Raw genomic sequence first — 13,042 nt, 5'->3', positions numbered from 1 at the left:
ATTATTTGACTAGTTAATTCATTGATGTATGCTAAAATTCAGCCAATTATTAGTTTTTTGATTAAAGTATGAAATGCCCGTTTTGCGATTTTTTAGATACGCAAGTAAAGGATTCTAGACCATCTGATGACAATATAAACATAAAACGCAGAAGGTTCTGCAACAATTGTGGCGCCAGATTTACAACCTATGAAGCAGTGGAAGTAAGGGAGATCAAAGTGATAAAAAGAAGTGGTGAAAAAAGACCATTGGATGCACAAAAACTATTACGCTCTCTTGAAATAGCCACAAGAAAAAGACGCCTTAATCATAACGACCTAGAAAACATTGTATCTAATATAATTAAAAAAATTCAAAAATATGGAGAAGGAGAAATAACCTCAAAAATCATTGGAGAGTTGGTTATGAAAGAATTAATAGAAATAGATCAAGTGGCATATGTCAGGTATGCATCAGTATACATGGATTTCAAAGAGGTACGAGATTTTAAGGAGTTGATACAAACTTTGGGACATAGTAAAAACGATGAGTAAAGGAAAGGGGTTGATTGTTTTGGCTGCAGGGGGTACAGGAGGCCATTTGTTCCCTGCTGAAGCCATTGCAGAAAAACTAAAGCAAAATGGATATGATATACAGCTTGTATGTGACAAAAGAGTTTTATCACTTTTAGAGGGAGCGTTCCTAAAAACGAAGACTTTTATTATTACGTCTATTGCTCCTAGATCAGGTATTATAAATAAGCTGATCAACATTTTGCTTTTGTTTTTTAGCACTGTCAAAATTTCAATCACCTTTTTGTTAAATCGTCCCAAATTGATTATGTCTTTTGGGGGATACCCAACTTTGCCAGCTGCGCTAAGCGCAGTGATTTTTCGTATTCCCTTGATATTGCATGAGCAAAATTCTTCTCTGGGGCAAATCAACAAACTTTTTTTACCATTTGCCAAAAATTTACTGATATCTTTTCCAAACACCAAACAAATTAGTAGTAAATATATAAAAAAAGTTGTGTTAGCAGGTTTGCCACTTCGGAGTAAAATAATTACTTTGATCAATTCTAAGAAACCAGAGAAAAATAAAAAATTATTCAAGATTTTAGTAATTGGTGGAAGCCAAGGTGCAAGAATATTTAGCGATGTTATACCACAAGCGATACTTAATTTAGATCAGTCTCTTCAAAAGAAAATTCAAATCACCCAACAAACAAGAAATAATTTAATTGATGGCACTATTAATACCTATAAAAAAACCCTTTGTGGATATCAAGTAGCCTCTTTTTTCAAAAATATTGCGGAATTATATCAACAGCATGATTTGTTAATTATAAGAGCAGGTGCATCTTCCATAGCAGAATTAATGTCCTTTCAAAAGGCAGCAATTGTAGTTCCATTTGCAAAAGCGAAAGATAATCATCAATACCATAATGCCAAATTTTTATCCGATAATTCGAAAATTATATTCAAAGAAGAAAATGGTTTTAGTATTGATTGGCTTAGTAATTGTTTAAAAGATTTTTTAAATGATCAACAAAAAATAAAGAATATAGAAACATCATATAATGCGAAATATACTAGTATTCATATCAATGCCGCAGATATGATTACCAACTTTATAACCTCAACTCTAATCCAGAATTGAGGTTATAAAGTAATAGAGCATATCAGAGTGTTAGCCAAAGATAGATATAAAATTGCCCTGCTCACTTAGGAAATTATTGTTATCCTCAAAATGTACCCAGAGCTTAATCGTAAGATCGACAACTTCTTCAGATTTTGAAACTACCTTTGTTTTTCTGGTCATTCTTGCAATTCTGTGCCTTGTGTTTGAGTTATTGGACTCAATTGAGAGTGTATGTTGTTTGCCAACAACATGTTGATGGCGAGGTATAACCTCTGAATAAACAGACCAATCGTCTGTGTAATAAGTGCAATTATCTCTACTTATGATTTTCCACAATTTTCTAAAGGTTGTAACGTTACGCTTACCAACCACCCAGGTTCTGTCGCATCTGTTGAAACACATAAGAATTTTTGATATTCTGAAAGAAATAGTTGCTGGTAATAATGTTTAAAGTAGACCCAAAATTAATGAAGTATTTTAAGAACCATGAATATGGCGCAGAAATCATTATGGTATCGCTGTATATGAAAGGAAGATATTCTTTAAGTTACAGAGAGATAGAAGAGATAGGCGGGTTGAGAGGACTCAACATAGATCACGCCACTCTACAAAGATGGGTAGTAAAGTTTATGCCAATACTTGAAGGAAGATTCAGAAAAAGAAAAAAGCCAGTCAACGGCAGCTGGAGAATGGACGAGACATATATCAAGGTTAAAGGTAAATGGGTCTATTTGTATAGAGCAGTTGATAAATACGGGGATACCATAGATTTTATGCTAAGAGCAAAAAGAGATAAAAGGGCAGCTAAAGCGTTTTTCAGGAAAGCAATTAAATCTAGTGGCCAGCCTATAAAGGTTAATATAGATAAAAGTGGCTCTAATACTTCTGCTTTGAATTCGATCAATAAGCCATTATCTAAAGAAGACCAAATAGAAATTAGGCATAACAAATATCTAAACAATAGGATAGAAGGCGATCACAGATTTGTAAAGAAACGAACTAGACCGATGCTTGGTTTCAAATCCTTTAGAAGTGCCGCCAGGACTATTGCAGGAATAGAGCTCTTGCACATGATTAAAAAAGGACAACTTGCTGACAATGACAATTATAATTCTGACTTTGATAAATTTCTTTCACTAACTGCTTAATGGAAAAATATACAAATAATTTGAAAGTTTTTGCATCATATTACAGATGCGACAGAGCCATTTTTTACACTCTGTATTCATATCTCTATTTTCTTTGTTGCTCGCTATATTCATTTTAGCATCTTATCTATCTTATGGCAACACTCCCAATTTATTATACTATTGGTGTAATAATAAAGTTGCATTTAATCAATAATTAAGTATATTGGGGTTTACACAGGTAAGGGCGGGCGTAGCTCAGTGGTAGAGCACAACCTTGCCAAGGTTGGGGTCGAGGGTTCGACTCCCTTCGCCCGCTCCAATGCGGGGGCATAGCTCAGTTGGTAGAGCATCTGCTTTGCAAGCAGAGGGTCATCGGTTCGAATCCGTTTGCCTCCACCATTTCTTAAACAAGCTTTTTCCAGTAGAAAATCTTTTAAATTTCAAGCGCCTTTATATACTCCGATAACTTGGAAAAGAGCTAGGAATACAAGCGATGAGCATGAGGCGCATACATATGTACCTAAACGTTATGCGAAATCCGAAGTATGACGACGCCAATTTTTCAAGTTATCGGAGTATACAGAGGCCTTATGCGAAGTCTGAAGTATGACAACGCCAACTCTTCAAGTTAATGCGGTATGTAACTTCTAGTTCTTTTCGAAGTTATCTGTTGTCTAGGCATTTCCCCATTTTGATTCACTAGAGCTGTATTTTATCTGTTACAGCCATCCTTTTCTCTTAAAATAAAAATATGGAATTAACGCAGAGATAAGTATAAAAAGTAAGGATAATGGATAACCAAAAGCAAAATTAAGTTCAGGCATATATTTAAAGTTCATTCCATATACACTTGCAATTAGTGTTGGGGGCATAAATACTGCTGCAGCAACTGTAAATGCCTTGATTATGATGTTTTGCTCAACCGATATCATACCAAGTGTTGCATCCAGCAGAAAACTGGTCCTTTGAGAAAGAAAATTAGCATATTCACTTAACGAACCAATTTCCCTAGAAAGGTGTTTTATTCTTAACCTTGAATCTTTTTTATTCATATATTTTGCGTCATCGATCTGGCTAAAATATATTATCATTCGATTCAGACTAACCAAACTTTCACGATTTTTGGATATGATGTTACCAGCATAACCGATTCTTCTGATTATGTCGTTGTAAAATTCAGACGAGTTTTTCTTTCTATCGATAGGCTTTTCAAACACAACTTTTAACAAAGCGTCAGTCTCGTTCCCAACTTCTTCCAAAATATCAGCACAGCAACTGACCATAAAGTCGACTGTGGTGGTCAACACATACTCTGGCTGAAATGACTTCGTCTTATTCCTTAAAATCCAGGAGTTTAAATAATCGAATGATTTTGGTTTGTCATACCTGGCAGTGATCAAATGCTTGTCCGTCAAAATAAAAGTTACAGCGATACTATCTGGATAATCTTCACTTGCCTTATCCAAAACTGTCACGGTCATATAATGCACTCCGTTTTCCATATAAAACGGGCTGATGACCTCAAATTTACCCATTTCTTCTTCAGTAGGTGCTTCAATATTTAATATTCTTTCAATGTACTTTTCTTCTTCAGGCTGATGTTCTATGAGGTCAATCCATATAGTATTCTCGGGTAAAGGATCATTTAACCTTATCTCCCTCTTTTCATTCTCTTTAAATTTATTTTGAAATAATACTACAATCATACCAATTTATTTTAATTCATTACTGATGGTACCACAGAACCATTAAGCTTATATTATTAATAGTGTTTTATGTCAAAGGTTCTTTTAGATAGGCGGAGCGTCAATTTAGTTTGCCTGAATTTGCAAATTAATTTTGACTTTTCTGTGATCTTATCTTTATGACCATATAAATTTTATTCTTTGACATAGTTTACTCAACATTCCTTTAACCTTGAGTGGTGAGGTTGCTATTTTGTAAGTTATCTCCCCAACTAAATCATCCCCTTTAGTAAATTTGGTGAGATACCAAGTTTGTTGATGGCGTCATTACTATATTGATCAGAATTGTGTTTTGCGTTATTAAAAGCTGCGACAATCAAATCCTCAAGCACTTCCACCTCGTCTGGAACAAGTAGACTTTTATCAATTTGCACTTTCTTAATTTCGCCTTTGCCGGTGGCTGTAATTGTTACCATTCCACCACCGGAAGTTCCAGTAAAATTTGTTTCTTCCATAGTTTTTTGCAGTTCCTGCATCTTTTTTTGCATTGATTGGGCTTGTTTCATCATTTGCTGTATATTCATAAAATACCAGGTATTTGTTGCTATTCGTTTGTTAGTCTAATATCACTAATTTCAGTTTCTGGAAAGCTTTTAAGTATTTCTTTCACCAATGAATTGTTTTTTATATGGTCTTTTTTTGCTTTAATTCTCTTATCTTCCTCTTGCCCATAATTTATACCAGGTTCAAGATTATTACTTTCTATAACCCAGTCAATTCCAGTTGCAGCCTTTAATTTCTTTAACAGCTCTTGTTTATTATATTGTAAGCTATTACTTGCATCAATCTTCATATACCCCATTTTAAATTCCACGATAAAAAGATCGTGTTTTATTGTGTGGCACAACATCATTTCCATTTTCTCCTCAAGTATGGCGAACAAATCATCTATTGTTTGAAAATCACGTTTTTTTTTTACTTCTTCTTGTGGTTGATAATCGCTGTTTTTTCCAAGGTCTTTTAAAATATCTTCAGGCGAGATTAAGAGGTTGGCATAAACAATTCTAATAATGGTCATCTCAAGGGTGTAAAACTCATTATGACTTGATTTCATCTCAACCAGGGACTTATTAAACATCTGCCACAGCCTTGATAACGTAACTACGGATAGCCTCTCAGATAAATTTTTACAGTTAGCAAGCTCATAGTCAGATAATATCAACTCTTTCATATCACCTATTTTGCATAAAGATGCCTTATGTGTAATCTCAATAAGCTCCTGCAGTATCATGCTTGGCTCAGCACCTTTTTCATATAAGTTTTTTACAATTCCCAGGGGTTTTTTCACATCTCCATCGATGATTGCATTAAAAATGTCATAAATATACTCAAGGCTAACCATCCCCAACATATTAGTTACTGAACTTAGCTCTATGTTTACCCCTTCAGAAACAAGCATTGCTTGATCCAATAAAGACAAACCGTCTCTTGCAGAACCTTGTGCTGCTTTTGCCAATAATTTGGCAGCACCATCCGCCAAAGTATACCCTTCTTTTTTTGCCGTCTTAACTAGATGTTCTGCCAAATAGGTGAGCGTGAACCTGTACAAATCCAATCTCTGACACCTGGATATAACAGTGAGTGGTATCTTTTTTATTTCAGTGGTAGCCAAAACAAACTTAACGTGTTCTGGAGGCTCTTCCAATGTCTTCAATAATGCATTGAACGCGCTATTTGAAAGCATGTGAACCTCATCGATTATATATACCTTATATCTTGCTATAATTGGTCTGTATTTTGCATTTTCTATAATCTCTCGTATATCACCAACACCAGTATTACTGGCCGCATCTATTTCTATGACGTCTTGGTGTCTACTTTCTTCAATAGCCATACAATTAGAGCATTGTAAGCAAGGCTCAATCACAGGATTCACATCACCTTGACCAGCGCAGTTCAATGCCTTGGCTAAAATCCTTGCAAATGTTGTTTTGCCAACCCCCCTGATGCCAGTAAGTACGTAAGCATGGTGAATTTTATTGTTTTTAATGGAATTTTCTATTATCCGCACAACATGTTCTTGTGCAATTAGGTCTTTAAAGACTCTGGGTCTATATTTTCTTGCTAATACCCTATACTCTAATTTTTTTTCTCCACTATCTCCAAACAACTGGTCCTGCATTTAATTCATAAACTTTAATCACATAAACGTTGATCAAGATACCATAAAAAATTACCCAAATAAAATAAAAACATTGATATCATAATTTTAATTAGCTAGCATTGACGTATGGGTATCCGAAATAATAAAATCAATGGTGGTGTGTATGGAAATAGTAATTTACGGCAAACATTTGCAAATAGGGACAAGCTTAGATGAAGGCTCTGTCGCATCTGTAATATGATGCAAAAACTTTCAAATTATTTGTATATTTTTCCATTAAGCAGTTAGTGAAAGAAATTTATCAAAGTCAGAATTATAATTGTCATTGTCAGCAAGTTGTCCTTTTTTAATCATGTGCAAGAGCTCTATTCCTGCAATAGTCCTGGCGGCACTTCTAAAGGATTTGAAACCAAGCATCGGTCTAGTTCGTTTCTTTACAAATCTGTGATCGCCTTCTATCCTATTGTTTAGATATTTGTTATGCCTAATTTCTATTTGGTCTTCTTTAGATAATGGCTTATTGATCGAATTCAAAGCAGAAGTATTAGAGCCACTTTTATCTATATTAACCTTTATAGGCTGGCCACTAGATTTAATTGCTTTCCTGAAAAACGCTTTAGCTGCCCTTTTATCTCTTTTTGCTCTTAGCATAAAATCTATGGTATCCCCGTATTTATCAACTGCTCTATACAAATAGACCCATTTACCTTTAACCTTGATATATGTCTCGTCCATTCTCCAGCTGCCGTTGACTGGCTTTTTTCTTTTTCTGAATCTTCCTTCAAGTATTGGCATAAACTTTACTACCCATCTTTGTAGAGTGGCGTGATCTATGTTGAGTCCTCTCAACCCGCCTATCTCTTCTATCTCTCTGTAACTTAAAGAATATCTTCCTTTCATATACAGCGATACCATAATGATTTCTGCGCCATATTCATGGTTCTTAAAATACTTCATTAATTTTGGGTCTACTTTAAACATTATTACCAGCAACTATTTCTTTCAGAATATCAAAAATTCTTATGTGTTTCAACAGATGCGACAGAACCCAATTTTTTCGCATAATTCAATGGCATATAATTCGCTAACTTCAAAATTGGTCTCAAAATATTTTGGATAAGCATTTTGTTGATTATTCTTACACACTCCTTATAACATCCTCTTTTGAAGTTATCTGCCGTCTATACATTTTTCAATTCTTGATTTGACTTGAGGTATTCGTCGTGATAAAGGGGGCGCTATTCTTGTTTTTTATATCAAAAATTATTGATAGGTTTTCATCATCCTTGATTTTGTTCTATCCCAATCTTTTTGCTTGATCGCTTCTCGTTTATCGTAGTTTTTCTTTCCCTTTGCAAGTCCTAGTGATACCTTTGCTATGTTTCTCTTATTAAAATATAAAGTCAATGGAATTAATGTATAGCCCCTGCGTTTTATTAATCCGATCAATCTTTTTAGTTCTCTTTTATGCAATAACAGCTTGCGTTGCCTTTTTGGATAGTGATTGAAAATCCTTGCCTTGCTATATTCCTGAATTGTCGCACCTAACAAAAATATCTCCTCTCCTATATTATCTGCATAGGATTCAGCTATGCTGGCTTTAGAGCATCTTAATGACTTTACTTCAGTACCTTTTAAAACAATGCCTGCCTCTATCTCTTCTTCTATAAAATAGTCGTGATACGCACGTTTGTTTTGGGCAATCATTCTAATTTCCTTATCAACATTTCGCATTTTAGTTAGCTAATAAATTTTTTGGCTATCAGATCAAATTCACGCACCTCTTTAAGTAATTGGTTTAATTCGCTAAGCGGGAGCATGCAAGGTCCATCACTTGGTGCGTTATTTGGGTCTTGATGAGTTTCTATGAACAAAGCGGCGATCCCAATTGCTGTTGCCGCTCTTGCAAGTGGTTTGATGAACTCTCTTTGCCCACCGCTTTGCAATCCTTGCCCGCCTGGTTGTTGGACCGAATGGGTTGCATCAAACACAACGGGATAACCTGTTTCCTTCATTATTTCCAAGCCACGCATATCGTTAACCAATGTGTTATATCCGAATGATACTCCACGCTCTGTCAACATAATTTGTTCATTCGCAGTAGACTCTAGCTTTTTTACGATATTCTTCACATCCCAGGGGGCCAAAAACTGTCCCTTCTTAACATTCACGACCTTGCCAGTTTTTGCTGCAGCAGACAACAAATCTGTTTGCCTACACAAAAATGCGGGGATCTGTAATATGTCTGCCACTTCTGCGATTTTTGCGCATTGTTCTTGTGAGTGAACATCTGTTAGTATTGGGCACTTTATTTTTTCTTTCACTTCTTGAAATATTGGGATGGATGCCTCTAGCCCAACTCCTCTTTTGCCATTGATTGACGTTCTATTTGCTTTATCAAATGAGCTCTTGAAAACAAACTTCATATTGTGTTTTTGTGCTATTTCTTTGATAGTTGCTGCCATATGCAGTGTATGTTCTCGAGACTCTATCTGGCATGGGCCTGCAATGAGTACAACTGGCAGATCATTGGAAATTTTAATATCCCCAACTGTGATATGTTTGAATTTTTTCACAAAACTTTTTTATTAAGAAATTTATATAGAGCAGATTGTATGCTAAATTGATTATTATCTCAATCTATTTTGACTATCTATATATGGTATATATGCCGCACTGGCCAAAACCTTTTGGCAAAATTTTGGTCGATTTGAAATTAGATAGAATGTATGAAATACTTAGAAGGCTTGAAAATCCCCACAAAAAATTACCACCCATAATCCATGTGGCGGGCACAAATGGCAAAGGTTCTACAATCGCATTTTTAAAGGCGATATTTACTGCAGCAGGATATAAAGTGCATCAATACACGTCCCCACATCTTATAAGGTTTAACGAGAGGATAATCCTTGCAAATGAGAAAATATCTGATGGGCAGTTATTTGGAATTATGGAAGAATGCAGGGTGGTTGGAGATGATCTGAATCTCACTTTTTTTGAGGCCACAACTGCTGCGGCATTTTTGGCTTTTTCAAGAATCAAAGCAGATGTTATGTTGGTTGAGACAGGTCTTGGCGGGAGACTTGATGCAACCAATGTTATGGAAAATGTATTATTAAGTATAATAACTCCAATATCTTATGACCACATGGAATTTCTTGGTGAATCATTATTAGAGATAGCCAATGAAAAAGCAGGCATAATAAAAAATAACTCAACGTGTGTTATCAGTTGGCAGGAAAGCGAGGTATTAGATTTTCTTATTCAAAAATGTGAGAAGAAAAAAACTATAAGCTATGCTTGGCAAAGAGATTGGAATTTTGCAAAAATAAACGATGGATTTTTATTTTTAGAGTTATTAAAAGGGGAAGAGTTTAATTTTCCGATGCCAAGTCTTAAAGGAATACACCAGATAGTTAATGCTTCCACTGCAATTGCTGCAGTAAAAAGTATCAGCGGTCAGTTTGCTATCAGCAATGATGATATAAAAACAGGTTTATTAAAGGCATATTGGCCTGCAAGAATGCAGGAGATCAAAAGCGGGGCTTTTATTTCATTATTACCTAAGAACTCTGAAATATGGCTTGATGGAGCTCATAATGTTGCAGGTGCTCAGATGATTGCTGCTACTTTGAGCACTCTACCACCAATGCCAACTTTTTTAATCAATGGCAGGAGCAAAGATCGGGATATAATTGGTTTTTTAATGTGCTTTGAAGATAAAGTTGAGCATGTATTTGCAGTACCTATAGAATGGGAACCTTATTCCGAAAGTCCCAAAAAAATCGAAATGGCAGCTAAAAAATTAGGTATCAAAGCAACAGAATGCGATTCATTAACTGAGGCAATGCAAAAGTGTGGTGAATTATCAAAGGGCAGGGCGGTTAGAATTTTGATATGCGGCTCTTTATACTTGATGGGTGACGTATTGAACCTAATGCGCAACTAACTAATATATACCTCTAGTAAATCAAGGGTTGGCAAATTTATAGACGAAAGAGAACTTGGAAAAGAGCTAGGAATACAAGCGATGAGCATGAGGCGCGTACATATGTACCTAAACGTTATGCGAAATCCGAAGTATTTTGAGGCCAATTTTTCAAGTTATCGGAGTATACTCCGCTAAATTAAAAATATACAGTTGGATAGCATTAAATTTTATTAACGTTTAATTTATGTGGTCCATCCAGTTTTCACGCACTTTTACAAACAAATATAAACTGACTGCTTTGTTTGTTAATCTGTATATAGAAGCTTTTGCTAAAATTCCAATTTTTTTGATTTGCTCCCCTTTACTGCCCAAAATGATTTTTTTCTGATTATCTTTTAGGACGGTGATTACTTGGTGTATTGTAATTTCATTTTCCTTTTCTTCCCAGGATTCTGTTTCAACTTTAAGAGAATAAGGGATTTCCTCGTTTAAGAGTTTGTATAACTGTTCCATCGTTATGTCTTCTGCCAACTGCTCCATGTTTCTATTGGTAATTGCGTCCTCATCGTAATGCCATTCCCCAACAGGGCAATTGTCAATTAAGTAACTCTTTAGTGCTTTTACCCCTTTGTTGTTTAAAGCAGAAATCATGAATATATGATTAAAACCTTTGTTTTTTGCCTCTTCTGCAAGCAATAATAGTTTCTCCTTTTCCCTAATTAAGTCTATTTTGTTTAGGATGAGTATAGGGTCTTGTTTTGGTTGGAAATAACTGCGATCAAGGAGCGGATTTTCAAGGCAGTTCTTTTTTGCTGCGTCTATTAAAATGCAAATAAAATCCACGTTATTAACTTCTTGCAAAGCTTTTTTTGCAATGGCTTTTTCCAACTTGAATTTTGGCGATTTTAAAAATCCTGGAGTGTCTATAACGATTAGCTGTGTATTGTCTTCCGTGATGATGCCTTGGATGTTATCCCTTGTAGTATGTACTTTATGGGTTACTATTGATATTTTTTGATTCAAAAGAGCATTAAATAAAGTTGACTTACCTGAGTTAGGAGCCCCTAAAAAACATACGTATCCAGTTTTTTTATTCATATTGTAACTTTATATATTCTAGCATTTTATAAGCAGCTTCTTGTTCTGCTTCTTTTTTTGTTCTTCCTTGGGCTGTTATTCTGGGATAACCCTTTAGGGCTACACATACTGTAAAAGTAGGGTTGTGAGCAGCGCCGGACACAGAATTGGTTTTATAAGATGGCAAAACTTTATATTTTTTTTGCACATATTCCTGCAATTTTGTTTTATAGTCTTTCTGAAAAAGCTTTTTTGGCTCTAAGAAAAATTTAGACCACCACTGGTTCACTACGTCTTTCACGGTGTCAAAGTTGCTGTCCAGATATATTGCAGCAATTACTGCTTCTAATACATTTTCAAGAGTTTTAGGGTTTGCTCTACCTCCACACCTTTCTTCACCATTATCCAAAACAATTTGCTGTGCAAGATCAAGTTCTATTGCAATTTTAGTCAAAGTTTTCGCATTGACTAAATTTGCAAGAATAATAGAAAGCTCGCCTTCTGAATAATCTTTGAATTTATTATATACAGTTTCCGCAAGTATAGCATTTAAAATACTATCTCCTAAGAACTCAAGCCTTTCATTACTTGCACCATTTTCTTTTTGCTTATTTGCTGCACTGGAATGAGTTAAAGCTAAGTTTAACAGCGTTTGGTCCTTAAATTTATAATCCTCCAATTTCATGCAAAAACTAATTAATCAGTTTAAAAGCTCTGTCTGTTTTAAACTTTGTAACCATATCCCAAATTGAAAAATCAGAAGACCAATATACAAATTTAGCCTTCCCGAGGACATTACCAACGGGGACAAATCCAACGTCGTTTAGATATCTGCTATCAATTGAGTTATCCCTGTTGTCTCCCATAAAGAAATAATGGTCCTGAGGTACTTTGTAAATAGGTGTATCATTGGGCATTGTTGACTTATCACTATTTCGTGCAATATATACCTTATAACTTATGTTGTTTGGTAAAGTTTCTTGAAATATATCTCTGCCATCAGTATCTGCAGTTTTTTGTGTGTCTATGCGTTCTATTGCTGTGGGAACACCATTTATATATAGCTGTCCCTTCTTCACCTGAATTTCATCTCCGGGCAAACCAATCAACCTTTTTATATAATGGAGTGAGTGATCCCTTGGTAATAAAAAGACAATCACATCACCTCTTTTAGGCTTGTTATAAAAAAAAGTTTGAGGAAAAATATCAAAACGGTTCAACCAGAAAGAAAGAGAGCTGTTGCTATAACCATATGCAAATTTTTCAACAAATAAGTAATCTCCAATCATTAAATTTGGCTCCATAGAACGAGAGGGAATCTTAAATGGCTGGTATAGGAAGGTCTGGAATAAAAATGCAAATACAAATGCGAAAATAAGGGAATTAAACAACTCCTTTAATTTTTTGTATGTAAAAAAAGTTTTCATATGCTTAT

Annotated in this window: 15 protein-coding genes and 2 tRNA genes; 6 read left to right on the top strand and 11 right to left on the bottom strand. The window is 35.0% G+C overall.

Annotation, left to right across the window (positions count from 1 at the left end):
- The first annotated feature begins 68 nt into the window (after positions 1 to 68).
- Together nrdR and Bandiella_RS02685 are read left to right on the top strand one after the other, a co-directional pair.
- Positions 69 to 533, top strand: a complete 465-nt coding sequence (nrdR, locus tag Bandiella_RS02690; RefSeq protein WP_323733271.1) for a transcriptional regulator NrdR — start codon at positions 69 to 71, stop codon at positions 531 to 533.
- Positions 526 to 1,638, top strand: coding sequence for a UDP-N-acetylglucosamine--N-acetylmuramyl-(pentapeptide) pyrophosphoryl-undecaprenol N-acetylglucosamine transferase (locus tag Bandiella_RS02685; RefSeq protein ID WP_323733270.1), 1,113 nt, complete (start codon positions 526 to 528; stop codon positions 1,636 to 1,638). The genes nrdR and Bandiella_RS02685 overlap by 8 nt, the downstream gene beginning before the upstream one ends.
- Before the next feature lie 30 nt (positions 1,639 to 1,668).
- Here Bandiella_RS02685 and Bandiella_RS02680 read toward each other — a convergent pair whose 3' ends face one another.
- A complete protein-coding gene (locus tag Bandiella_RS02680) occupies positions 1,669 to 1,992 on the bottom strand; it encodes an IS1 family transposase (protein WP_323733269.1) in 324 nt (107 codons plus the stop codon).
- 71 nt (positions 1,993 to 2,063) lie between these two features.
- Between Bandiella_RS02680 and Bandiella_RS02675 the strand changes: the two genes are divergently transcribed.
- Positions 2,064 to 2,768 carry an IS6 family transposase gene (locus tag Bandiella_RS02675; RefSeq protein ID WP_323732571.1) on the top strand — a complete coding sequence of 235 codons (705 nt, stop codon included), beginning with the start codon at positions 2,064 to 2,066 and terminating at the stop codon, positions 2,766 to 2,768.
- Here Bandiella_RS02675 and Bandiella_RS02670 read toward each other — a convergent pair.
- Positions 2,757 to 2,882 carry a hypothetical protein gene (locus tag Bandiella_RS02670; protein ID WP_323733268.1) on the bottom strand — a complete coding sequence of 42 codons (126 nt, stop codon included), beginning with the start codon at positions 2,880 to 2,882 and terminating at the stop codon, positions 2,757 to 2,759. The two genes, Bandiella_RS02675 and Bandiella_RS02670, sit on opposite strands and share 12 nt — an antisense overlap.
- A gap of 112 nt (positions 2,883 to 2,994) precedes the next feature.
- Here Bandiella_RS02670 and Bandiella_RS02665 point away from each other — a divergent pair.
- Together Bandiella_RS02665 and Bandiella_RS02660 are read left to right on the top strand one after the other, a co-directional pair.
- Positions 2,995 to 3,069 (top strand) — tRNA-Gly (locus Bandiella_RS02665).
- Positions 3,070 to 3,073: 4 nt separating this feature from the next.
- A tRNA-Ala gene (locus Bandiella_RS02660) sits at positions 3,074 to 3,149 on the top strand.
- A gap of 320 nt (positions 3,150 to 3,469) precedes the next feature.
- On the opposite strand, the gene Bandiella_RS02655 is transcribed toward Bandiella_RS02660, so the two are convergent.
- From Bandiella_RS02655 to kdsA, 6 genes are all read right to left on the bottom strand, one after another.
- Positions 3,470 to 4,456 (bottom strand): magnesium transporter CorA family protein, encoded by a 987-nt coding sequence (locus tag Bandiella_RS02655; RefSeq protein ID WP_323733267.1) that lies wholly within the window; start codon positions 4,454 to 4,456, stop codon positions 3,470 to 3,472.
- A 251-nt stretch (positions 4,457 to 4,707) separates the two neighbouring features.
- Positions 4,708 to 5,019 (bottom strand): YbaB/EbfC family nucleoid-associated protein, encoded by a 312-nt coding sequence (locus Bandiella_RS02650; protein ID WP_323733266.1) that lies wholly within the window; start codon positions 5,017 to 5,019, stop codon positions 4,708 to 4,710.
- A 20-nt stretch (positions 5,020 to 5,039) separates the two neighbouring features.
- A complete protein-coding gene (dnaX, locus tag Bandiella_RS02645) occupies positions 5,040 to 6,605 on the bottom strand; it encodes a DNA polymerase III subunit gamma/tau (protein ID WP_323733265.1) in 1,566 nt (521 codons plus the stop codon).
- A 270-nt stretch (positions 6,606 to 6,875) separates the two neighbouring features.
- Positions 6,876 to 7,580, bottom strand: a complete 705-nt coding sequence (locus tag Bandiella_RS02640) for an IS6 family transposase (protein ID WP_323732571.1) — start codon at positions 7,578 to 7,580, stop codon at positions 6,876 to 6,878.
- A gap of 282 nt (positions 7,581 to 7,862) precedes the next feature.
- Positions 7,863 to 8,333, bottom strand: coding sequence for an SsrA-binding protein SmpB (gene smpB, locus Bandiella_RS02635; protein WP_323733264.1), 471 nt, complete (start codon positions 8,331 to 8,333; stop codon positions 7,863 to 7,865).
- Positions 8,334 to 8,338: 5 nt separating this feature from the next.
- A complete protein-coding gene (kdsA, locus tag Bandiella_RS02630) occupies positions 8,339 to 9,175 on the bottom strand; it encodes a 3-deoxy-8-phosphooctulonate synthase (RefSeq protein WP_323733263.1) in 837 nt (278 codons plus the stop codon).
- Between the two features lie 134 nt (positions 9,176 to 9,309).
- Here kdsA and Bandiella_RS02625 point away from each other — a divergent pair, with 134 nt between their 5' ends.
- Positions 9,310 to 10,548, top strand: a complete 1,239-nt coding sequence (locus Bandiella_RS02625) for a bifunctional folylpolyglutamate synthase/dihydrofolate synthase (RefSeq protein WP_323733262.1) — start codon at positions 9,310 to 9,312, stop codon at positions 10,546 to 10,548.
- 219 nt (positions 10,549 to 10,767) lie between these two features.
- On the opposite strand, the gene era is transcribed toward Bandiella_RS02625, so the two are convergent.
- The 3 genes from era to lepB are packed head-to-tail and all read right to left on the bottom strand — an operon-like array spanning position 10,768 to position 13,034.
- Positions 10,768 to 11,628, bottom strand: a complete 861-nt coding sequence (era, locus tag Bandiella_RS02620; RefSeq protein WP_323733261.1) for a GTPase Era — start codon at positions 11,626 to 11,628, stop codon at positions 10,768 to 10,770.
- Positions 11,621 to 12,286, bottom strand: a complete 666-nt coding sequence (rnc, locus tag Bandiella_RS02615; protein WP_323733260.1) for a ribonuclease III — start codon at positions 12,284 to 12,286, stop codon at positions 11,621 to 11,623. The genes era and rnc overlap by 8 nt, the downstream gene beginning before the upstream one ends.
- Positions 12,287 to 12,299: 13 nt before the next feature.
- Entirely contained in the window at positions 12,300 to 13,034 is a 735-nt protein-coding gene (gene lepB / locus Bandiella_RS02610) for a signal peptidase I (protein ID WP_323733259.1), read from the bottom strand.
- Between the last annotated feature and the right edge of the window lie 8 nt (positions 13,035 to 13,042).

Source organism: Candidatus Bandiella woodruffii (assembly GCF_034359465.1).
In the GTDB taxonomy this organism is placed as follows: Bacteria; Pseudomonadota; Alphaproteobacteria; order Rickettsiales; family Midichloriaceae; genus NDG2.
Note: the sequence above shows the minus strand (reverse complement) of the source record. Positions and strands in the feature narration are given on the sequence as shown.

What these genes read in the sequence shown, in the direction of transcription:
- Bandiella_RS02640 (WP_323732571.1), bottom strand. Translation starts at nt 7,580, where the DNA reads ATGTTTAAAGTAGACCCAAAATTAATGAAGTATTTTAAGAACCATGAA.
- nrdR (WP_323733271.1), top strand. Translation starts at nt 69, where the DNA reads ATGAAATGCCCGTTTTGCGATTTTTTAGATACGCAAGTAAAGGATTCT.
- Bandiella_RS02655 (WP_323733267.1), bottom strand. Translation starts at nt 4,456, where the DNA reads ATGATTGTAGTATTATTTCAAAATAAATTTAAAGAGAATGAAAAGAGG.
- Bandiella_RS02685 (WP_323733270.1), top strand. Translation starts at nt 526, where the DNA reads ATGAGTAAAGGAAAGGGGTTGATTGTTTTGGCTGCAGGGGGTACAGGA.
- era (WP_323733261.1), bottom strand. Translation starts at nt 11,628, where the DNA reads ATGAATAAAAAAACTGGATACGTATGTTTTTTAGGGGCTCCTAACTCA.
- Bandiella_RS02650 (WP_323733266.1), bottom strand. Translation starts at nt 5,019, where the DNA reads ATGAATATACAGCAAATGATGAAACAAGCCCAATCAATGCAAAAAAAG.
- lepB (WP_323733259.1), bottom strand. Translation starts at nt 13,034, where the DNA reads ATGAAAACTTTTTTTACATACAAAAAATTAAAGGAGTTGTTTAATTCC.
- Bandiella_RS02670 (WP_323733268.1), bottom strand. Translation starts at nt 2,882, where the DNA reads ATGAATATAGCGAGCAACAAAGAAAATAGAGATATGAATACAGAGTGT.
- Bandiella_RS02675 (WP_323732571.1), top strand. Translation starts at nt 2,064, where the DNA reads ATGTTTAAAGTAGACCCAAAATTAATGAAGTATTTTAAGAACCATGAA.
- smpB (WP_323733264.1), bottom strand. Translation starts at nt 8,333, where the DNA reads ATGCGAAATGTTGATAAGGAAATTAGAATGATTGCCCAAAACAAACGT.